Origin of the sequence: Spirillospora sp. NPDC048819 (assembly GCF_040650055.1) — a bacterium.
Lineage (GTDB): Bacteria > Actinomycetota > Actinomycetes > Streptosporangiales > Streptosporangiaceae > Spirillospora.
Map to the genome: position 1 here is coordinate 191663 of NZ_JBEZGN010000005.1, position 20804 is coordinate 212466.

Genomic DNA, 20804 nt, shown 5'->3' on the forward strand with positions numbered 1-20804 from the left:
GAAGGAACAGCCGATGACCTCACACGACTACCGGGCCGGCGTCCGCGCCTGGCTGCGCGCGCATGCGCCCGCCCCCGACCCGGACGTCACGCCCGACGAGCATCTGCGCCGCGCCAAGGAGTTCCAGGCCGCGCTGTACGACGCCGGGTACGCCGGGATCACCTGGCCCGAGGAGGCCGGCGGTCAAGGGCTCGGCACCGCCGAGCAGCAGATCTTCGCGGAGGAGGCCGCCGAGTTCGACCTCCCCACCTACCCGTTCATCGTCGGCCTCGGCATGTGCGGGCCGACCCTCGTCGACCTCGGCACGCCCGAGCAGAAGCGGCGCCACCTGCCCGGCCTGCTGCGCGGCGAGGAGATCTGGTGCCAGCTGTTCTCCGAGCCGGGCGCCGGTTCGGACGTGGCCGGCCTGCAGGCCCGCGCCGTCCGCGACGGCGACGGCTGGGTGGTGAACGGGCAGAAGGTGTGGACGACCAACGCCCAATGGGCCGACTTCGGCGCCCTGCTGGCCCGTACCGACCCCGACGTCCCCAAGCACGCGGGCCTCACCATGTTCATCGTCGACATGCACGCGCCGGGCGTGACCGTCCGCCCCCTCAAGGACATGACGGGGAAGGCGCCGTTCAACGAGGTGTACTTCGACGACGTGCGCATCCCCGCGGACGCGGTGATCGGCGAGGTCGGCGGCGGCTGGCGGGCCGCGGTGACCATGCTCGGGCACGAGCGGGTGTCGATCGGCGGATCGCGTCCGTCGCGCAACAGCGCGCTCGCCTTCGCCGCGCTGCTCGACCTGGCCCGCCGCGAAGGCGTCGCGGACGTCCCGGCGCAGCGCGAACGGCTCGCCGGACTGTACGCGCACGAGCGGGCCCTCGACCTGCTGAACGCGCGGATGCGGCAGGAGGCCGCCGCGGGCCGCCCGCCGGGCGCGCGCGGCTCCGTCGCCAAGCTGGCCGGCGCGCTGCAACTGCGTCGCGCGATCGCGGTGGCCGGTGAGCTGGCGGGCGCGAACGCGGTGGCCTGGAAGCCCGGCGACGTCCACGGCGACGCTCTCGCACTCGGCGTCAACGCGGCGCCCGCGTCCGGCATCGCCGGCGGCACCGACGAGGTGCAGCGCACCATCATCGGTGAACGCATCCTCGGCCTGCCGAAGGAACCGCGGGTCGATCGGGACGTCCCGTTCCGCGAACTCAAGGTCGGCACCCAGCGTGAGGAGGGCGGCCGGTGAAACTCGTACTGGACCCCGAACAGGAAGAACTGCGCGCCACCGTCCGCAAGGTCCTGACCGACCGCTCGCCGACCGCGAAGGTCCGCGAGGTCATGGACTCGGTGCCGGGCTACGACCCCGACCTGTGGCGGACGCTCGGCGAACTCGGCGTCCTAGGCCTGGTCGTCCCGGCGGACCTGGGCGGCTCCGGCGCGGGCCACACGGAACGCGCCGTCGTGCTGGAGGAGCTGGGCCGCGCGCTCGCGCCCTCACAGTTCCTCGCATCGGCGGTCCTCGCGACCGACGCCCTCCTCACCCTCGACGAGGACGAGCCCGCCCGCGCCGCGCTCCTCCCGAGGCTGGCCGCGGGCGAACTCGTCGGCACGGTCGCCGCCGCGGAGGGCGGCGGCGCCTGGGGACCTCGCCGGCGGGACGACCACCGCGACGGGACACGACACGACGTGGCGGCTGGACGGCGTCAAGACACCCGTCCTCGCCGGCGACTCGGCGGACCTGGTCCTCGTCTACGCCCGCACACCGGACGGCCCCGGCTGGTTCGCCGTCGAGGGCAACGCGGTCGGCCTCACCCGCACCGTCCTGACGGGCCTCGACCCGACCCGCCGCCTCGCCGAACTCGCCTTCGCCGGCACACCGGCCCGTCCGCTGTCGGCACCCGACGCGGGGGCGTCGCTGGAGACCGTCGCGGACCTCGCGGCGGTCGCGCTGGCCGCCGAGCAGGTCGGCGGCATGGGGCGGGCGATGGAGCTGACCGTCGAGTACGCGAAGGCGCGCATGCAGTTCGGCCGCGCGATCGGCTCGTACCAGGCCGTCAAGCACGGCTGCGCCGACATGTACAGCGCCTGGGAGCAGGCGGTGTCGGTGCTGCGCTTCGCCGCGTGGACCGCCGACCACGACCGGCCCGGCCTGCCGGCGGCGGCCTCGCTCGCGCAGACCTACATCGGCCCGGCGTTCTTCGAGACGGCGGCCGCCATGGTCCACTACCACGGCGGCATCGGCTACACGTGGGAGCACGACGCCCACCTGTACTACAAGCGCGCGAAAAGCAGCGAACTGCTCCTCGGCCCTCCCGGAGCCCACCGAGCCCGCCTCGCCGACCAACTGCTGGACAACCACCCAGAGGTCCAGTGACGACCGGCGAAGTCCCCTTCCCGCCCGCGACACGGATGTCCCGACACCCACAATGAACCGCCCGCACCCGCAGGAACGTGATCGACGCCGACCTGCGGGCGGCCCTGACCGCTGGCGCCCCGGTTCGCGACGGTCGGTGCGTCGGCGGCGATAAGTTTTCGACGGGGACGGGGCCTACGCGGTCATGAGCACGCAGATTCTCAAGACTCCCGAGGCCGACATCGCTTACGACGTCCACGGTCCGCTGCCGGCCGTCGGCGGACGCCCGCCGCTGGTCATGATCGGCCAGCCCATGGACGCGGCCGGCTTCCGCGCGCCGGCGTCTCATTTCCCCGACCGCACCGTGATCACCTACGACCCGCGCGGCCTGAGCCGCAGCGTCCGCGAGGACGGCCGAGTAGACCACGCCCCCGAGACCCAGGCCGCCGACGTGGACGCCCGGGCGGGTGAACTTCTGCCGGGCGCCGATGTCGGCGCCCGCCTGCTGGAAAGCGTGGCTGTCGCGGCAGTTCTTGGCGTTGTCGGTCAGGCTCCGCTGGATGCGGGGATGCGGGGATGCGGGGATGCGGGGATGCGGGGGGGATGCGGGGGTGCGGGGGTGCCGCTGGCGGCGAAGTAGGCGGCGTGATCGAGGCGCTCGGCGCGGGCCCGGTCGAGATGTTCGCCAGCAGCGGCGGCGCGGTGACCGCGCTCGCGCTCATAGCGGCCTGCCCCGGCGACGTGACCACCCTGGTCGCGCACGAGCCGCCGCTCATTCCGGTGCTCCCCGACGCGCGGGCCGCCGAGCGCGCCCGGGCCGGTGTCCGGGACGCCTACGAGGACAGGGGCTGGGGCGCCGGCATGGCGGCCTTCATCAGGATGACGTCCTGGGAGGGCGAGTTCACCGGCGACTACTTCGCCCAGCCCGCACCGGATCCCGCCACGTTCGGGATACCGGCCGAGGACGACGGCTCCCGTGACGATCCGCTGCTCTCGGACCGGTCCTGGGCGGTCAGCGACTACCGGCCCGACGCCGAGGCACTCGCCGCGACGCCGACCCGGGTCGTGATCGCGGTGGGCGAGGAGACCGGGGACGCCTTCACCGCACGCACCGCGGTCGCCACGGCCGAACTGCTCGGTCAGACGGCGACGGTATTCCCGAGCAACCACGGCGGGTTCCTCGACGGCGAGTTCGGCCATGCCGGGCAGCCCGAGGCCTTCGCGCACAAGCTGCGAGAGATCCTGGACGCGGCCGCCCGACGGAGCTCAAGCTGAAGGCCGCCTCCATACCCCCGAAGCGGTCGGAGCCTCCGGGCACGCCGGACGTACTCTGGCTGATGATCTCCCTGGCTCCGGTGGCGGCCAGCCCGGAGTCGCCACCGTTTGGGCGCGCTGACCGCGCCGGTATCGATGAGCTCCCCGAGTTCCTCGTACGGGGCGCCGACCGCCACGTCGGCCCGGCGTGGCGAGCGGCCTCGCCGGTTCGGCCGCAGTTCAAGCGGCCTGGTTCCAGGGCGGTGGACGGCCGGTCGCGATGGGCGTCCTGATCTCGCCGCCGCTGTCGGTTCCGGGGTGCCGGAGGCGGTAGCTGTAGCGGCCTTCGGTGTCTCGGTGGACGGTGACCCGACCGGGGTTGGCGGCCTTGTACCGATTGTGGAATCCGCAGGTGAGGGTGAGTTGGTCGATGTCGGTCGGACTGTTGCCAAGGGCCCAGCCGTGGACGTGGTCGACCTCGCTCAACGTCCCGGGGACTTCGCAGCCCACGACGGCGCAGGTGGGGTAGAGGGCCTCAAGGACACGTCGTTGCCCCGGTGTGGCGAACCGCTCCCGGTATCCGAGGTAGAGCGGCACGTGACCGCGTCCCAGCAGCAGGGGTGAGACCCCGGCCGCCAGAGCGATCCGCCGGGCCTGCTCGGCGGGGATAGGGGTGCCGTCGGTGAGACGGGCGGGGGCGTGGCCGCCGGTGAGGGTGTCCAGGTCGCAGATGACGGTGACCTTGGTGGCCCTATGCCCGCCCGACAGCACAGCGGACAACGCTGCTGCGGTCCGCTCGGACAGGTCACGATCGTCGTCGGCTCCGGCGGGCTTGGCCAACGGCCCGAGCGTGCCGTCCCAGATGGCGGCGTCCTCGGCGTTCAGCCACCCCTTTATGTACCGGCCGCCGTCCAGGGATCGCGTCGAATCGATCCAGGAGCGCTCGTAGCCGCGTTGGGCGTCGCCGGGTGCCTGTTCGGTGCCGTCCCGCTCGGCGATGACGTCGCGGATCCGCTTGCCGAACGAGGCGACCTTCCCGGCCGAGAAGTCCTGGTCGACCATCCCGAGCAGGATCTCTTCGGCGGCGGCGCAGTCGTCATCGTCCAGCCGGACGACTGCACCGGCAATGGTGGCGGCGTACCCGAGCGACAGGTCACCGGTGCTCCACCGCCTCATGACCTGGGTGAGCCGGTGCCGCTGCCGGGCGAGTGCGAGGCGTTCCCTGGCCCGGGTGTCGCGCATGCCGAGCCTGTTGCGCAGCCACGACTGCGTGGAGGGAAAGCCCCACCGCTGCACCTCACGACCGGCGTCCACGACGGAGACGAAGCCGGCGAGGGCGGCCTCGTTCATGTCACCGGCCGCGGAAAGAACCTCGGTGAGTTCCAGGCACGCGGCCGCCGATTCGGGCGGCTCGCGCCGGGCGAGTTCGGCCGCGATCGCCGACGCGGCGTTCACCAATTCCATGGTGGACGCCCCCGCCAGATCGACCGCGACTGTTTCCATGCCTCCATTTTAAAGGCTCCCGCCCCCACTTGCAGTCCATATCAGGCTTCAATATTGTCACCACCGCGCCACGTCGGAGTTTGACGGCATTTAACAAAGGAACGAGTCCGAAAAATCGGGCATCGCCCAAGGAATACGCCGTCCCCATCCCCTCCCGACCCATCCCATCCGCCGTCCCATCCCATTCGCCGGATTCACAAAAAATAGCCGGTGCCTTTTAAGGTATGACGGTGAAGCTTCTTGGCTGGCGGTGGGGGCGGCGCGTCGGGCAGAGGGCAGGCGGAGCCTGCCCGACGAAAAGCTGCACTCAGGGGCCGCAGAGGCTCCGAAGTCAAGGGTGGGACGGAGTCCCATCGCGAAGCGACGCCGAAGGCGCCCTTGACTTTGGAGGGGCGGCCCCGTACGCAGCGCCGCCCCCACCGCACGGCACCGATTCACGAACTCCGGGCTACGAGCACCGAATCAGCACCCGAGATAAAAACGGCTGGCGCTTTCCTGGATCAGGCGTTCTTCAGACTCTGGGTCATCTGCCTGAAGTCGTGGTGAGGAGAAGTTTGGGTCCGCTGGGGGTGTCGTGGATAGCGACAGTGTTGCCGATACCTGCGAGCTTGCCGCAGTCGCCGCGGTTACCGGAACTGTGGACGTGACTTGCGCCATGTGGCGGTGCTCAGGTCCATTTCTCCTGCGCCACCCTTTGGTAACAGTTCGAGGGTCTGGTTCACGGGGTACGCGGCGGACTGAATTGACGCGTACAGCCCGGTGAGCCGTTGATTTCGAGGCGATCGGTGGTCGTGTCGCCACTGATTGCGTTGCCTATGGCGAAGGCTCCGCCGATGCCCTCGTGCGGGCGGGGCAGGGCGACCTGATGCGGGTACGACGGCAGGAGATCGTCAGGAGGTGCTGGAGCTGGTCACGCATCACCTCGGGTTTTCCCGCGTCGGCGAACCATGTCGGGACGGCGTTGGTCCCCTGAACAGGCTGTTCCACGTGTGGGCCAGCGCCTCGCGGGTGTCGAGGACGCGGTCGGCGTGGACGGCGAGGAGCCGGTCGGGCCGTGACTCCCCGCGTTCCAAGGAGCCGATCCTGCTCTTCGAGTACAGCGCACTGTCCCGGGTCAGGGCGGGACGACTACGTCGGACGTACGGTCGTCAGTGAATGTCACGAACGTCCACAGGCACACCGACACGGAGTTCACCCGTACGTCTACTTCTGGAGAGCGGCCATCCGGTGGTGGAGGTGGAGCACCGCTCCGACGGCCTGCCGCTCGTCCCACGCGGAGGACGACGTGAAGGGCGACGCGAAGAGCGATGCAGGGAGCGACCTGGCCGTGTCCGGGGGAGGGCTGCTGATGATGCGCCTGCTCGTCCAGGACTGGGGTGTACGGACGCTGGCCGGTGGCGGGAAGGTGACGTGGGCGCGGCTGGGCGAGTGAGGGTTCCACGTAGTCGGCTCGGGGTGGCTCGGGGAGATGCAGGCGCGCGGCCGGGCGCGGCTCAAGATGTATGTGGAGTGGCCGCCGGTCTTGTTTGTCTACGCCGACGGGAACGAGGAGCCCGCATTGATCGAGTACCCCGTGTGAAGGCGTTCGTGGGCGCGAGGGCAGGGGTTCACTCGCCGGCGAGCGCTCGGCGGGTGCCGGCGGCGATCTCCAGGTCCTCGCGGGCCTCGATCACCAGGGTGCGGGCGGAGGCGCCGGCCGAGGTGATGTCGGCGTCGCCGTCCACTTCCGCGTTGCGGCCGGGGTCGACGGAGACGCCGAGGTAGGCGAGGTCTTCGGCCAGGCGCATGCGGACGGACGGGTCGTGCTCGCCGACGCCGCCGGTGAACACGAGCGCGTCGAGGCCGCCGAGGGACGCGGTCATGGCGGCGGCGCAGGCGCGGAGGCGGTGGTGGTAGACGTCGAGGGCGGCGAGGGCGTTCATGTCGCGGTCTCCGGCCAGTTCGCGGATGCGGCGCATGTCGCCGGTGCCGGTGAGGCCGCGGAGCCCCGAGTCGCGGTCGAGAGCGGAGTTGACGTCCTGCGCGGAGAGGCCGTGCTTGATCAGCCACAGCGGGATGCCAGGGTCGATGCTGCCCGCCCGGGACGCCATGACGAGCCCTTCCAGTGGGGTGAAGCCCATGGTGGTGTCGATGGAGCTGCCTTCGGCGACCGCGCATAGGGACGCGCCGGAGCCGAGGTGGCAGACGACCATCCGGGACGGGACCGTGCCGAGGAGTTCGCCGGTGCGGCGGACGGCATAGGAGAACGACAGCCCGTGGAAGCCGAAGCGGCGCAGCCCGAACCGTCGCCGCCATTCCTCGGGGAGCGCGTAGGTGGCGGCGGCGTCCGGCAGGGTGGCGTGGAAGGCGGTGTCGAAGCAGGCGACGGCGGGGACGCCGGGCAGCGCGCCGGTGATCTCCGACAGTGCGTGCAGTGACGCCGGCTGGTGCAGGGGGGCCAGGTCGGCGAGGTCGTGCAGCCGTTCGGTGACCTTGGCGTCGATGAGCACGGGTTCGGTGAAGTCGGTGCCGCCGTGGACGAACCGGACGCCGATCGCGTCGGGCTTCGGCATGTCCGTGACCATCGGGGCCATCTCGTGGCCGGTGCCCGACTCCACGGCGAGGACGGTGTCGTCGAGGTCGAGCAGGCTCACCTTCAGGCTGCTCGACCCGGGATTGACCGTGAGGACCCGCATCGGTTCACTCGCCATCGGTTCGTCCGTCATCAGTACGGCCAGGTCCAGTCGCGGATCTCCGGTGCGTCCTCGCCGTGCTCCCGCGTGTAGGCGCGGGCCGCGAGGCGCCGGTCGGCCATCCGCTGCCTGATGTGGGCGGCGCGTCCGCCGAGCGAGGGGACGCGGTCGATGACGTCCATGACGAGGTGGTAGCGGTCCAGGTCGTTCAGCATGACCATGTCGAACGGCGTGGTGGTCGTGCCCTCCTCCTTGTAGCCGCGGACGTGCAGGTTGGGGTGCCCGGCGCGGCGGTAGGTGAGCCGGTGGACGAGGTACGGGTAGCCGTGGAACGCGAAGATGACGGGCTTGTCGGTGGTGAACAGCGCGTCGTAGTCGCGGTCCGGCATCCCGTGCGGATGTTCGCTGGACGGCTGGAGCCGCATGAGGTCCACGACGTTCACGACCCGGACGCGCAGGTCGGGGAACAGCTGCCGCAGCAGGTCGGCGGCGGCGAGCGTCTCCAGCGTCGGGATGTCGCCCGCGCAGGCGAGGACCACGTCGGGCTCGGCGACCTCGCCGGCGGGGCCGCCCGGCCGGGGAGAATGCGACGCCCACTCCCAGATGCCGATGCCGCGGGTGCAGTGCGCGATCGCCTCGTCCATCGGCAGCCAGTTCAGGGCGGGCTGCTTGCCCGCGACGACCACGTTGACGTAGTCGCGGGACCGCAGGCAGTGGTCGCCGACCGACAGCAGCGTGTTCGCGTCCGGCGGCAGGTACACCCGGACGATCTCCGGCTTCTTGTTCATGACGATGTCGAGGAAGCCGGGGTCCTGGTGGGTGAAGCCGTTGTGGTCCTGCCGCCACACGTGCGACGACAGCAGGTAGTTCAGGGACGCGATCGGCCGCCGCCACGGCAGGTGCCGGGTGACCTTCAGCCATTTGGCGTGCTGGTTGAACATCGCGTCCACGATGTGGATGAACGCTTCGTAGCTGTTGAACAACCCGTGCCGTCCGGTGAGGAGGTAGCCCTCCAGCCAGCCCTGGCACAGGTGCTCGCTCAGCACCTCCATGACCTGGCCTGACGGACCCTGGTGCTCGTCGGTCGGGAGCCGTTCGCCCTGGAAGACGCGGTCGGTCGCCTCGAACACGTCCCCGAGCCGGTTGGACGCGGTCTCGTCGGCGCCCATGATGCGGAAGTTGGACGGGTTGGCCTTCACGACGTCGCGCAGGAACGTCCCGAAGGCCCGGGTGGGCTCGGTGGACGTCGTGCCGGGCTTGTCGACCGGCACCGCGTAGTCACGGAAGTCGGGCAGGGCCAGCGGCTTCAGCAGCAGCCCGCCGTTGGCGTGCGGATTGGCGCTCATGCGGCGCTCGCCCGCGGGCGCCGACGCCTGGAGTTCCGCGACGGGACGCCCTTCGTCGTCGAACAGTTCGTCCGGGCGGTACGAGCGCAGCCACTCGTTCAGTTGCGCGAGATGCCCGGGGTCGTCGCGCACGCCGGCGAGCGGGACCTGGTGGGAGCGCCACGTGTTCTCGACCGGCTTGCCGTCCACCTCCTCCGGGCCCGTCCAGCCCTTCGGGGACCGCAGGACGATCATGGGCCAGCGCCGCCGCCCGGACGCCCGTCCCTCCCGCGCGCCGCGCTGGATGTCGGCGATCTCGTTGAGCGCCTGATCGAGCGCGGCGGCCATCTTGCGGTGCATGGACGCCGGCTCGGCTCCGCCGACCCCGCCCATCCCGCCGACCCCGCCGGCTCCGCCGACGAGCAACGGCTGGTATCCGTAGCCGTCGAGCAGCTGGACGAGTTCCTCCTCGGGGATCCGCGCGAGCACCGACGGGTTCGCGATCTTGTAGCCGTTCAGGTGCAGGATCGGCAGGACGGCGCCGTCCTTCACCGGGTCGAGGAACTTGTTGGAGTGCCAGCTCGCCGCCAGCGGCCCGGTCTCCGCCTCACCGTCCCCGACGATGCACGCGACGACGAGATCGGGGTTGTCGAACGCCGCCCCGTAGGCGTGGGCCAGCGAATACCCCAGCTCGCCGCCCTCGTGGATCGAGCCCGGCGTCTCCGGCGCCACATGGCTGGGGATGCCGCCGGGGAAGGAGAACTGCCGGAACAGGCGCCGCATGCCGTCCTCGTCCAGCGACACGTCCGGGTACACCTCGCTGTAGGTGCCTTCCAGCCAGGCGTTCGCGACGGCCGCCGGGCCGCCGTGCCCCGGACCCATGATGTAGATCATGTCGAGCTCGCGCGCCTTGATCACCCGGCTGAGGTGCGCGTAGCAGAAGTTCAGGCCCGGCGTGGTGCCCCAGTGGCCGAGCAGCCGCGGCTTGATGTGCCGGCGTTCAAGCGGCTCGCGGAGCAGCGGATTGTCCAGCAGGTAGATCTGCCCCACGGACAGGTAGTTGGCCGCCCTCCAGTACGCGTCGATCCGGCGTACCTCGTCGTCGGTCATGGAGACGGACTCGGTCATGGCGCGTCCCTTGTCCCTTCGATGCCGGGGGCCGGTGCCCGGGCCGGGTTTGTCGGTTCCGCCCTGGCAGCATCACGTCCCCCCGATCGGCCTCCTCAACCATCACCGAAAGCCCATCACCCGCCCGCCGACCCGCGCACCGGTGCGCTCGCCAAGGGGGCTCGCCCAGGGGATCGCGTACCCGGGGCCGGAGGCACCGGAGGAATCAGCAAGGCCACGGCGGCGCATGCGTACCGCCGTGGCCTTGTCCCCCCCACCTGGATGTGGACGTCACCGGTTACGGGGGCGGAGACCGCGTCCGGAAGCGTGCGCGGTCTCCGCCCCGCCCCCCAGCGAACCGGTGGGAGCGTCTCCATTGGGTGCGTTGAAGCCTGCCGCCTACTCGCGCGTAGGTTTACGCGTCCGGACGGAGGGTCGGTCGGCGGTCGCATCTCCGCGACAAAAGGCTGACGCTCAGCGACGAGCGCGCGACGGAGAGCGACGGGCGGATCCGTTGCCACGCCGACGGGCAGTCATGCGTGGTCTGTCATGCTACGCAGACAGTGAGGCTGGACGGACGGGAGGCTACATGGGCGGGTTCTTCACGGGACGGACGCTTGCGGACATCGGGCGTGGCCTGCGCGCGGGCGACGAGTCGGCGACCGGGCTGGTGGCGCGGGCCCTGGAGTCGGTCGACCCGGACCTGAACGCCTTCGTGACCCTCGACCCCGAGGGCGCCGAGGCCGCCGCCAGGTGGGCGGACGAGGAACTCGCCTCCGGCGTCGACCGGGGCCCGCTGCACGGCGTGCCCGTCGCGGTGAAGGACATCATCGACGTAGCCGGCCTCCCGACGGGGATGGGCTCGGCGCACTTCGACGGGAATGTGGCTGAGACCGACGCGGTCTGCGTGACGATGCTGCGGGACGCCGGAGCCGTGATCGTCGGCAAGACCGGCACGCACGAGTTCGCGTACGGCGGCACCGGTGACGTGTCGGTGAACGGGCCGGTCCGCAACCCGCGCGACCGGGAGCGGATGTCGGGCGGCTCCAGCAGCGGCAGCGGCGTCGCCGTCGCCGCCGGCGTGGTCCCGCTCGCGCTCGGCACCGACACGGGCGGGTCGGTGCGGATCCCCGCCGCGTTCTGCGGCATCGCCGGGTTCAAACCGGCCTACGGCGCCATCCCCACCCAGGGCGTGTTCCCGCTTTCACCGTCGTTCGACCACGTCGGGGTCCTCGCCGGGTCCGCGGCCGACTGCCGCATCGCCTACCACGCGTTGACCGGCCCGGCGGAGGCCGTCCCGTCGCCGGTCGACGAGAGCGCACCGCACGGGCGTGTCGCGTGGATCGAGGCGTCGGAGATCGACCCGGACGTGGAGCGGACCGTCCGGGCGCTGTTCCCGGACGCGCCGTCCGAGCGGATCGACCTGCTCGAGATTCGGCGGGTCTTCCGCGCGATCCAGGACAGCGAGGCGTACGACGTGCACGCCGAGCGGGTCGCGGAGGCCCCCGGCCTGTATCAGGCGCCGACGCTCGAGCGCCTGAAGAACGCCGGCCGGACCTCCGGCTGGCGCTACCTTCGTGCCGTCCGCGATCGGGAGCGGTTCGCGCGGGAGGTCGCCGGGCTGCTGGACCGCTACGACTTCCTGGCGATGCCCACCCTCCCGATCACCGCGCCGAAGATCGGCGAGATCGAAGGCCCGCTCGGCCCGCACGTGTCGACGCTGGTGAGCCTCACGTGCGCGTGGAACGTGCTGGGCCTTCCGGCGCTGAGCGTCCCCGCCGGGACGGTCAACGGCCTGCCGGTCGGCGCGCAGCTCATCACCCGCCCCGGCGCCGAAACCCTCCTCTTCGACGCCGCCACCCGCCTCCCGCACTGACCCGGCCCGCCTCCCGCACTGACCCGGCCCGCCTCCCGCACTGACCCGGCCCGCCTCCCGCACGATGCGGCCCGCCTCCCGCACTGACCCGGCCCGCTTGATGCGGCCCGCACGCGCGGCCACGCACTGAGGCGGCCCGCTCTGAGGCGGCCCGCTCTGAGGCGGCTCGGACGGTGCGGCTCGGACGATGCGGCTCGCTTGGTGCGGTCCGCACGATGCGGTTCGCACGAGGCGGCCTGTTCGGGTCATGGGCTGACGGTGTCGATCAGGATCTCGGTGACCAGGGCGGTGGGCACGTTCATGCGCGCCGCGACGCGGACGACCTGGTGCGCCGCCTCCGGCGGGCGGGTCGCGATGATCTTGGAGGCGGCGCGGAGCGCGGCGAGTTGTTCCTCCGGGCCGCCGAGTGCCCCGCCGGTTCGTTCGAGCGCGGCGTCCACGACCGCGTCCATCAGCGGGGTCCGGGTGCGGAGCGCGCGGAGGACGGCGGCGCGGCCACCGGCGTGCAGCAGGCCGGCGGGGTCGCGTCCGGTGGGCAGCGCGGCGGTGTCGACCGGGCCGCCGATCCCGGCGAGTCTGTCCCATGCGCGGACGGCTCCCGACCGTCCCGCCGGGTCGCCGTCCAGCGCGACGAGGACACCGGCGCCGTCCAGGTCCGCGATGGTCGCGAGCGCGTCGACCTGCGGCGAGGTGAGGGCGAGCCCGCAGGTCGCCACGGCCGCGTACTCGGCGGGTCCCGCGACGGTGACCGCGATCGCGTCCAGCGGCCCCTCGACGATCACGGGACGCGCGCCGGCGGCCAGCCGGTCGCGGGCCTCGTGCAGGCCGTACAGCAGCTCACCCTTGTGGAAGAGGGAGGTGTCGGGCCCGTTCAGGTACTTGGGGCCGCGGGCGCCGTCCCGGCGGCGGCCGATGAAGCCCGCGACCGCGCCGTCCGCCGTCCGGATCGCGAACACCGCCCGGTCGCGGAACGTGTCGCGGAGCCGGCCGCCGGGCCCGCGACGTGCCAGGCCGGACGCGACGATCTCGTCGTCGCCGTGCCCGAGCGTGCGGAGATGCCCGGTGAGCGAACGGGCGTCCGAACGGGCGTCGTCCGGCGCGTACCCGATCCGCCATCGCCGCTGCACGCCCGCTGGGAATCCGCGTCCGGCGAGGTAGCCGGGCACCCAGCTCTCCGCGAGCCGCGCGCGGAAGAACCGGTGCGCGTCGGGCATGATCCCGTGCTCGGACGCGCCCGACGCCTGCTCGTACATGCGCCGGGCCGTGCGGAGGATCCGGTCGCCCATGCCGGGGCCCGCCCAGAACGCTCTCGCCGGGAAGACGGGCATGGACGGCGCCAACCCGAGCCAGGCCGCCACCAGGAACGCGACGGAGTCGGCCTCCACCCGCCGCACGCCTTGGCCAGAGCCGTCCACGGTGAGACGCGACGCCGCGAACCGGCGCGCGGCCTCGGCGGGTGGCGCCGTGGCGGCCGGGAGCGGGAGCCCGTCCGTCTGCGACACGTCGAAGACGGCTCGCGGCGCACCGGCCCGGCCGAGGACACGGATGCCCGTCTCACCCTTCCTGACCTGGCGGCCCGCGGAACGCCACTCCTCGTAGGAGCGGACGTCGACGGCGCCGCGCCACTGGGCGCAGATCAGGAGGATGCCGAGGTAGCCGTGCCGCCGCCCATGCAGGACGGCGCGTTCCAGCCACCACGACCAGGGCAGCGTGCCGTCCCGGAGCCGGGCCGTCTCCCGGTCGGCGATGCCGCGCAGGAAGCGCTCGTCCCCCGGAAGACCGTGCGCCATGGCAGCCTCCTCGCCGTCGGCGGGCGGGGAAGCCGCCTGAGGTCATACCCGCTCAGAGGTACAGGCCGAAGAACTCCTCCGGATGGTCCAGGAGCGGGGGCAGATCGTCGGCCGTGAGCGTGATCAGTTCCTTCTTGGTGGGCGGTTTCGGGGGCTTGCGGCCCTTGCCGCCCCGCCCGTCCTCGCCGCCCCGCCCGCCCTTAGCGACCTTCGTGCCCTTGCCGGCCTTCGCGCCGCCGTCCCTGCCGGCGGCGACGGCGGCGGACGCGACACGGTCGGCCTGGTTCGCGACGGCCACGTCCAGCATGTTGCGCATCAGGCGGCCGTTGCCGAACGACGGGCCGCGCGGCGCGCGGCGCAGCATCGTCAGCAGGACCTCCTCGGTGCCGGGGGCGAGCCGGAAGCCGTCCGCGGCGGCGAGCTGCCCGAACACGGTGATGAGCTCGTCGTCGGTGTAGTCGGGGAAGTGGATCTGCTTGGGGAAGCGGGAGTCCAGGCCGGGGTTGGCGACGAGGAACTCCGCCATCTCCTGCTCGTACCCGGCCACGATCACAACGAGGTCGTCGCGGTGGTCCTCCATCAGCTTCACCAGCTCGGCGATCGCCTCATGCCCGTAGTCGCCCTTCAGCGGCGACTGGGTGAGCGTGTAGGCCTCGTCGATGAACAGGACGCCGCCGATCGCGCGTTCCACCAGCCGGCGGGTGCGGGGCGCGGTCTGCCCGATGTACTCGCCGACGAGGTGGGCGCGGGACGCCTCGACCAGATGCCCGGACGACAGCACCCCGAGCCGCTTGTAGATGCGGCCGAGCAGCCGGGCCACCATCGTCTTGCCGGTGCCGGGGTTGCCGGTGAACACCATGTGCCGGGTCGGCGGGGTGATCGTCAGCCCGGACTCGCTGCGCAGCCGCGCCGCGTGCGTCCCGGCGACGAGCAGCGCGATCTCGTGCTTGACGGTGTCGAGGCCGGTGAGGTCGCGCAGTTCGGCGAGCGGGTTGCCGGTGGCCTGCGAGGTGTCCAGCGTCTCCGGGATGTCCTGCTTGCGGATGACCAGCCCGGCCGCCACGGCCGGCGCCGCTGCGTTCGAAGCTGCTGCGTTTGATGCCGCGGTGTCCGTTGCCGCGGTGTCTGCGACTGCGGCGGCCGGGACTGCGGCGGCCGGGACTGCGGCGGCCGGGACTGCGGTGTCCAGTGCTGCGGCGGCCGGGACCGCGGCATCCGGTCCGGTGCCCGCTGCGTTCGCGTCCGGTGTCGTCCGTGCCCGGGCCGCGGCGACGACCTGGTCGGCGAGGTGGGGGGCGAGGCGGGCGTTGCGGAGCGTCTGCATCGGCGGCGTCGCGGCCAGCAGCGCGCCCGCCGCCTCGACCGCCTGCCGGGTGCCGCGGGCCCCGCGTGCGGCCAGGGCGCGGCGGAACAGCTCGGCGTGGCCCTGCGCGGTGAACGGCCGGGTCCGCGCGATCCGGAACCGCTGCGGCAGGACGGGGTTGATGTCGCGGATCCGTTCCTCGCCGTCGGTGCCGCACAGCGCCACCAGGTGCAGATCGGGGTGGACGGCCAGCAGCCGGTGCAGTTCGGCGGCGATGGCCTCCCCGTTCCCGGGGTCGGTGACGATGCCGTCGAGGCCCTCGATGATGAGGAGCCGGTCGCCGGCGCAGTCGCGGGCGTCGGCGTGGAGCTTGGCGACGGCGTCCGACAGCCGCTGGCCCGTGAACAGGTTGTCGGTGAGCCAGTGCGGGTCGCGGCCGAACGCCAGGGCCCTGCCGAGCTCCTGCGCCGCGTCGCGCTTGCCGGTGCCGTCGGGACCGGAGATCAGCAGCCGGACGGGCTCGTTGCCGCGGGTCAGCTCGTCCAGCGCCTCGACCACCTCGGGCTGCTCGACCAGCGATGTCGCGATCTCCGCCCGCGCGGCGGCCCGCCCGTCCCGCCGCATCTCGGCGTCCCCGGCCGGTTCCGGGACGCTCTTCAACGTCTCGGTGAGCGGGTTGACGACGCGGCGGCGCGGCGCGTACAGGCGCCGCAGGTCCGTCTGGAACTGGCCGACGGGGATGCATTCGGCCTTCGGGAACCACGGGTCGCCGGGCAGGCCCTGGACGATCGCGCAGAACCGCATCGCCATGTCGAGCCAGCCCCGGCAGGCGTCGGCGGCGCCCGCGACCATCGCCCGGACGAGCCACGCCCGCGTCCGCTCCTGCCACGCGCCCGCTTTGAACCCGCGGCGCTCGACGACGAAGCGCTGCTGCAGCTCGCGGTAGCGGTCCTCGCCCAGCGCCGCGGACAGCTCCGCCGGGACGTGCTCCATGCTGCCCTGCAGGAGCAGCTGGATCAGGTGGACCTCGACGCTCTCGTCGCGCGGCGCCGCCTCCGTCAGCTTCTCGTAGGACGCGAGCAGCCCCGCGCACACCCACTCCAGGTAGCCGACCGGGCCGAGCAGCTCGGGCAGCGCCGTGACGATGTCGTCGCCGGCGTGCGCGTGCCAGTGCTCCCGCAGCTCCATCTTCGGCAGGTTCACGTCGCACACGGGCGCGTCGTCGTACAGCCGCAGCAGCGCCTTGCGGCGTTCCTCCAGCGGCTCGATGCCCTCCAGGACGGACAGGCAGTCGCGCGCCAAGTCGATCGCGAGTTCCCGGTCGGGCGCCTCGATCAGCCAGTCCACCGGCGGACGCCACCGGCCGCCCGGCGCGTCCCAGCGGGTCATCCGGGTGCTGAGCGGCCCCGGATTGACCAGATGCCGGTACAGCAGGCGCTCGGGCAGCTGCGACCACGAGCCCGCCTTGATCGCGCCGCCGCCGGGCAGGAACGCCAGGATGCCGAAGATCTCCGCGGTGACCAGCGCCGCCGGCAGCGTGAGCAGTTTGTGCTCGTCGGTCGTCAGCTCCGCGGCCCGAGGGTCGGCCGCCAGCCCGTCGATCCGCGCCGAGATCTCCTCGAACAGCCCGTCCGGGACGCGCCATGGACCGTGCGAGTAGACGTCGAGCACCGGCTCGTCGGTGAGCAGTAGCTCCAGATGATCCGGCAGCCGCAACGAATTCTCCCCATGAGTGATCAAAGCCGGGGTACAGCTTATGTTTCCCGAAGGAGTGCTGGCTTAGCGGTCACGCGGATCGGTGATATTGGACCGTTCGCAAAATGCTCAGGGGCGCCGAAGAGACTCCACGGCCATGCGGGCGGCGGTGCCGATGACGGCGTCCGCGTGCGGCAGGACGGCGATCGGCAGCAGCGACCGGGTGAACACCGCGACGGCGTAACGGCCCCCGTCCGGGTACTCGACGGCGCCGACCTCGTTGCGGAGGGTCGGCAGCGTCCCGGTCTTGCCGCTCACGACGACGTCGTCGTAGGGGAACCCGGACGACAGGCGGTGCGGCCAGACCTGGAGCCCGAAAAGCCGCCGCATCGCCGCGCACCCGTCGGGCGGCGCGGCCTCGTCCCGCCAGATCATGGACAGCAGCCGGGTCATGTCGCGGGGCGTGCTGCGGCTCGTGCGCAGCGGGTCGAGGGCGCGCAGCCGCGCCGCGACGCCGGGCTCGTCCAGCCGGGTCCACACGTCCGCGAACGTGTCGGCGCCGGCGTCCGCCAGCAGGGTCTCGTGCAGTTCGCGCCCGCTGACCTCGACGACGGTGTCGCGGAGCCCGAGCGCGGCGGCCGTCGCGTTGACGGCGTCGCGGCCGACCCGGTCGAGGACGGCGTCGGCGGCCGCGTTGTCGCTCACCGTGATCATCAGGAGGGTCAGGTCGCGCAGCGACATGCGGACCTCGTCCTGCATCGCCGAGATCCCGGTCGGGCCGGCGGTGCGGTCCTGGGGACGCAGCGTGACCGGCTCGGCGGGGTCGAGGAGGCCCTCGGCGGCCTGCCGGTGGAACGTGACGAGCAGCGGCACCTTGAACACCGACGCGAGCACGACGGGATCGTCGGCGCGGACCGCGACCTCCCGCCCGGTGTCCATGTCCGTGACGTGCAGGAAACCGGTCACACCTGCGGAATGGAACTCCGCCTCGATGCGCTCCGTCACGTCCACCCGGATGTTCTGCGACCCCCGCATCCCCGGCCCGCTCATGCCAGGAATCCCGAGGACGGGCGGGGAATGACACGGCGGGCCGGTGCGGCGTCCAGCGGTGTCATACCGGCCTCGCTGCGCAGGACGGCGGTCGCGACGGCGGTGAAGTCGGCGATCGCGCGGGCGTGCTCGGGGTCGGCGGCCCGCCGCCACGCGCACGACGTCCGCCGCACTAGCGGCTCGCCCACCAGCGGACGCCACGTCACGCCCGCCGTGTCGTCGACCCGGGGAACGAGCGCCACGGCCGTCCCCGCGAGGACGAGGCCGAGCGCGAACTGCGGGTGCCGCGCCTCGTGGACGGCGGCGGGCGCGTAGCCGTGCCTGCGGCAGGCCGCCAGCAGCTCGTCGTGCGCGCCGGGCGCCTCCTCGCGCGGCGACACCACGAGGTCGTGCCCGCCGAGGTCGACGAGATGCACCTCGGGACCTGCGGCGAGCCCCGCGCCCGCAGAACCAGCGCCGGCCAGGCCTACGCCGGCAGTGGATACGCTGGTCGAGTCTGCGCCGGCAGTGGATGCGCCAGCCGGGTCTGCGCCGGCAGGAGGTGCGCCGGTCGGGTCTACGCCAGCAGGGGGTGCGTTGGTCGGGTCTGCGCCGGTAGGGGGTTCGCCGGTGGGCAGGAGGACGCCGAGCGGCTGGGCGAGCATCGGGCCGAGTTCCAGGTCGCGGGAGTCGCACGGGTGCCGGACGATCCCGGCGTCCAGCGCGCCTTCCGCGAGTGCGCGGACCTGCTCGGCCGTTCCCGTCTCCCGCAGGTCGAGCCGCAGGTCGGGGCGGCGGTCCCGGAACGCGGCGATCAGCGCGGCGACGATCGGCCCGCCGAGGTCGCTCGGCAGGCCCGCCCGGACCGTGCCGATCTCGCCGAGCCTGGCGCGCTCGGCGACGGAGTAGATGCGTTCCACGCGGGTGAGGATGTCACGGGCCTCGTCCAGCAGCAGCCTTCCCGGGGCGGTCAGCTCCACCCTGCGGCTGGACCGGTCGAACAGCCGCACGCCGAGCTCGTGCTCCAGCCGCTGGATCCGCTGGCTCAGCGGCGGCTGCGCCATGCCGATACGCTCCGCCGCGCGGCCGAAATGCAGTTCCTCGGCCACGACGACGAAGCAGCGCAGATGCCCCACGACGTTCACGACCAGCGACGATATCAATATTCGTATCTCTGTGACACTGATATCAATCTTGGACATTCCGGGGTGCGGCTGGTGTTCTTGTGTCTTCATCCAAGGAGCCCTGCCACAGGGGAAGGGAGTTCGACATGCACCGAACCCGTGTGATCATCGCCGCGGCGGTCGCGGTGGTGGTCGTGATCGTGGGGGCGGGGGCGGTGTGGTTCCTGCGCCGGGGGGACGACCCGAGGGACACCGCGGAGCGTTACCTCGCGGCCTGGAGCGGCGGCGACACCGCCGCCATGAAGGCCCTGACCGACCGGCCGCCCGCCGACTTCGACAAGCGCGTCACCGGCATGCGGGAAGAAATGGGCGTCGTCCGCCAGCGCTACACCGTCGCCTCGGTGGGAGATCCGGACGACGGCGAGGCGGGCGGGTCCTACACGGCCGAACTCACGCTCGCCGGCGACCGGACCTTCGAGTACGACGGGGCTCTCCCGCTCGTCGAGCGGGACGGGGAGTGGCTCGTCCGGTGGTCGCCGCAGCTCCTGCATCCCGGGCTCAAGGAGGGGCAGCGGCTGCGCGTGGCCCGCGACTGGCCCGACCGCGCCGCCGTCCTCGCGGCGGACGGCAGCGTGCTGAGCACATCGCCGTCCGGGTCCGCCCGCCAGCTCGCCGGGCAGCTCGGGGTGGCGTCCGCCGAGGCCGCGAAGGAACTCGGCGCGCCCTACCGCGAGGGCGACGCCGTCGGCACCGGCGGCCTGCACCAGCAGTACGAGCGCCGCCTCGCCGGGACGCCCGCCCTCGCCGCGCAGATCGTCGACGCCGAGGACGACGAGGTGAAGACCCTGCAGCGCTTCGGCGGCGCCGACGGCGAGCCCCTGAAGACGACCATCGACCCGAAGGTGCAGGCCGCCGCGGGCAAGGCGCTCGGCGACGCGAGCAAGCCGGCGTCCATGGTGGCGCTGCGCCCGTCCACCGGCGAGATCCTCGCCGTGGCGAACAAGCCCGGCGGGTACAACCGCGCCCTGATGGGCCAGTACCCGCCCGGCTCCACGTTCAAGGTCGTCACCGCCGCCGCCCTCGTCGCGGACGGTCTGGGCGTCGGCACGAAGGTCGCCTGCCCGGCCACGACCACGATCGGCGGCCGTTCCTTCCACAACTACCAGCACGAGGACTTCGGGACGATCCCGTTCCGCGAGGCGTTCGCGCACTCGTGCAACACCACGTTCGCGCGGCTCGCCGTGGACAAGCTCGGCGAGAAGCGGCTCGCCGAGGTCGCGGGCCAGTTCGGGTTCAACGTCCCGATCATCGCGGGGCTGCCCGCCGTCCGCGCCGCGTTCCCCGGCAACGCGGACGACACCGCGTTCGCGTCCGCGTCGTTCGGCCAGGGCAAGGTGCTGACCAGCCCGCTCAACATGGCGAGCGTCGCGGCGGCGGCGGCCGACGGCACCTGGCGCTCGCCCCGCGTCGTCGAGGCGGACGTCGCCTCGCAGGCAGCCGACGCCGAGGGCCGCAAGCCCGTGCCGCCGAAGAAGCTGGAGCCGGCGGTCGAGAAGGCCCTGCAGGCGCTGATGCCCGCCGTCGTCAGCGAGGGGACCGCGTCCGGTGCCGGCTTCCCGTCCGGGACGGCGGGCAAGACCGGGACGGCCGAGTACGGGTCGGGCGAGGAACCGCCGACCCACGCCTGGTTCATCGGCTACCGCAAGGACGTCGCCTTCGCCGTCATCGTCGAGGGCGGCGGCACCGGCGCCGAAGCGGCCGCGCCCATCGCCGCGAAGTTCCTGAAGGCCCTCTGAC

The 20804-nt window shown here is 72.5% G+C and carries 15 protein-coding genes and 1 pseudogene; 8 read left to right on the plus strand and 8 right to left on the minus strand.

Annotated elements, in window-relative coordinates; translation table 11 throughout:
• Positions 1 to 13 precede the first annotated feature (13 nt).
• Both AB0C35_RS10220 and AB0C35_RS10225 read left to right on the plus strand, forming a co-directional pair.
• Positions 14 to 1222, plus strand: coding sequence for an acyl-CoA dehydrogenase family protein (locus AB0C35_RS10220; RefSeq protein ID WP_358452726.1), 1209 nt, complete (start codon positions 14 to 16; stop codon positions 1220 to 1222).
• Positions 1219 to 1515 (plus strand): annotated as a pseudogene (locus tag AB0C35_RS10225) (acyl-CoA dehydrogenase family protein); the annotation flags it as partial. The gene AB0C35_RS10220 and the pseudogene AB0C35_RS10225, both read left to right, overlap by 4 nt.
• On the opposite strand, the gene AB0C35_RS10230 reads toward AB0C35_RS10225, so the two are convergent.
• Positions 1471 to 1683, minus strand: a complete 213-nt coding sequence (locus AB0C35_RS10230; RefSeq protein WP_358452728.1) for a hypothetical protein — start codon at positions 1681 to 1683, stop codon at positions 1471 to 1473. The pseudogene AB0C35_RS10225 and the gene AB0C35_RS10230 overlap by 45 nt on opposite strands.
• A gap of 265 nt (positions 1684 to 1948) precedes the next feature.
• Here AB0C35_RS10230 and AB0C35_RS10235 point away from each other — a divergent pair, with 265 nt between their 5' ends.
• From AB0C35_RS10235 to AB0C35_RS10245, 3 genes are all read left to right on the plus strand, one after another.
• On the plus strand, positions 1949 to 2350 hold the full coding sequence (locus tag AB0C35_RS10235; protein ID WP_358452730.1) for an acyl-CoA dehydrogenase family protein: 402 nt from the start codon (positions 1949 to 1951) through the stop codon (positions 2348 to 2350).
• Positions 2351 to 2534: 184 nt separating this feature from the next.
• Entirely contained in the window at positions 2535 to 2969 is a 435-nt protein-coding gene (locus AB0C35_RS10240; protein ID WP_358452732.1) for a hypothetical protein, read from the plus strand.
• A gap of 5 nt (positions 2970 to 2974) precedes the next feature.
• Positions 2975 to 3604 (plus strand): alpha/beta hydrolase, encoded by a 630-nt coding sequence (locus AB0C35_RS10245; protein WP_358452734.1) that lies wholly within the window; start codon positions 2975 to 2977, stop codon positions 3602 to 3604.
• Between the two features lie 219 nt (positions 3605 to 3823).
• On the opposite strand, the gene AB0C35_RS10250 is transcribed toward AB0C35_RS10245, so the two are convergent.
• A complete protein-coding gene (locus AB0C35_RS10250) occupies positions 3824 to 5086 on the minus strand; it encodes a DUF222 domain-containing protein (RefSeq protein ID WP_358452736.1) in 1263 nt (420 codons plus the stop codon).
• Positions 5087 to 6371: 1285 nt separating this feature from the next.
• Between AB0C35_RS10250 and AB0C35_RS10255 the strand changes: the two genes are divergently transcribed.
• Positions 6372 to 6518, plus strand: coding sequence for a hypothetical protein (locus AB0C35_RS10255; RefSeq protein ID WP_358452738.1), 147 nt, complete (start codon positions 6372 to 6374; stop codon positions 6516 to 6518).
• A gap of 175 nt (positions 6519 to 6693) precedes the next feature.
• On the opposite strand, the gene AB0C35_RS10260 is transcribed toward AB0C35_RS10255, so the two are convergent.
• Together AB0C35_RS10260 and AB0C35_RS10265 are read right to left on the minus strand one after the other, a co-directional pair.
• Positions 6694 to 7776: an acetate/propionate family kinase gene (locus AB0C35_RS10260; RefSeq protein ID WP_358452740.1), complete on the minus strand. Its 1083-nt coding sequence runs from the start codon at positions 7774 to 7776 to the stop codon at positions 6694 to 6696.
• Positions 7777 to 7790: 14 nt separating this feature from the next.
• Positions 7791 to 10211 (minus strand): phosphoketolase family protein, encoded by a 2421-nt coding sequence (locus AB0C35_RS10265; RefSeq protein ID WP_358452742.1) that lies wholly within the window; start codon positions 10209 to 10211, stop codon positions 7791 to 7793.
• 568 nt (positions 10212 to 10779) lie between these two features.
• On the opposite strand from AB0C35_RS10265, the gene AB0C35_RS10270 reads away from it, so the two are divergent.
• Positions 10780 to 12066 carry an amidase gene (locus AB0C35_RS10270; protein WP_358452744.1) on the plus strand — a complete coding sequence of 429 codons (1287 nt, stop codon included), beginning with the start codon at positions 10780 to 10782 and terminating at the stop codon, positions 12064 to 12066.
• Between the two features lie 245 nt (positions 12067 to 12311).
• Here the strand turns inward: AB0C35_RS10270 and AB0C35_RS10275 are convergent, their stop codons facing one another.
• The 4 genes from AB0C35_RS10275 to AB0C35_RS10290 form a co-directional block, all read right to left on the minus strand.
• On the minus strand, positions 12312 to 13856 hold the full coding sequence (locus AB0C35_RS10275) for a toprim domain-containing protein (protein WP_358452746.1): 1545 nt from the start codon (positions 13854 to 13856) through the stop codon (positions 12312 to 12314).
• A gap of 52 nt (positions 13857 to 13908) precedes the next feature.
• Entirely contained in the window at positions 13909 to 16875 is a 2967-nt protein-coding gene (locus AB0C35_RS10280; RefSeq protein ID WP_358452748.1) for an AAA family ATPase, read from the minus strand.
• Positions 16876 to 16983: 108 nt separating this feature from the next.
• Complete coding sequence (locus tag AB0C35_RS10285) at positions 16984 to 17904, minus strand: serine hydrolase (protein WP_358452750.1); 921 nt, start codon at positions 17902 to 17904, stop codon at positions 16984 to 16986.
• Positions 17901 to 19028, minus strand: coding sequence for a LysR substrate-binding domain-containing protein (locus tag AB0C35_RS10290; protein WP_358452752.1), 1128 nt, complete (start codon positions 19026 to 19028; stop codon positions 17901 to 17903). The genes AB0C35_RS10285 and AB0C35_RS10290 overlap by 4 nt, the downstream gene beginning before the upstream one ends.
• A gap of 125 nt (positions 19029 to 19153) precedes the next feature.
• Between AB0C35_RS10290 and AB0C35_RS10295 the strand changes: the two genes are divergently transcribed.
• A complete protein-coding gene (locus AB0C35_RS10295) occupies positions 19154 to 20803 on the plus strand; it encodes a penicillin-binding transpeptidase domain-containing protein (RefSeq protein ID WP_358452754.1) in 1650 nt (549 codons plus the stop codon).
• Position 20804 lies beyond the last annotated feature (1 nt).

Coding starts and splice junctions, on each gene's coding strand:
- AB0C35_RS10270 (WP_358452744.1), top strand. CDS start 10,780: ATGGGCGGGTTCTTCACGGGACGGACGCTTGCGGACATCGGGCGTGGC.
- AB0C35_RS10275 (WP_358452746.1), bottom strand. CDS start 13,856: ATGGCGCACGGTCTTCCGGGGGACGAGCGCTTCCTGCGCGGCATCGCC.
- AB0C35_RS10250 (WP_358452736.1), bottom strand. CDS start 5,086: ATGGAAACAGTCGCGGTCGATCTGGCGGGGGCGTCCACCATGGAATTG.
- AB0C35_RS10265 (WP_358452742.1), bottom strand. CDS start 10,211: ATGACCGAGTCCGTCTCCATGACCGACGACGAGGTACGCCGGATCGAC.
- AB0C35_RS10260 (WP_358452740.1), bottom strand. CDS start 7,776: ATGGCGAGTGAACCGATGCGGGTCCTCACGGTCAATCCCGGGTCGAGC.
- AB0C35_RS10240 (WP_358452732.1), top strand. CDS start 2,535: ATGAGCACGCAGATTCTCAAGACTCCCGAGGCCGACATCGCTTACGAC.
- AB0C35_RS10295 (WP_358452754.1), top strand. CDS start 19,154: ATGCACCGAACCCGTGTGATCATCGCCGCGGCGGTCGCGGTGGTGGTC.
- AB0C35_RS10285 (WP_358452750.1), bottom strand. CDS start 17,904: ATGAGCGGGCCGGGGATGCGGGGGTCGCAGAACATCCGGGTGGACGTG.
- AB0C35_RS10220 (WP_358452726.1), top strand. CDS start 14: ATGACCTCACACGACTACCGGGCCGGCGTCCGCGCCTGGCTGCGCGCG.
- AB0C35_RS10235 (WP_358452730.1), top strand. CDS start 1,949: ATGGGGCGGGCGATGGAGCTGACCGTCGAGTACGCGAAGGCGCGCATG.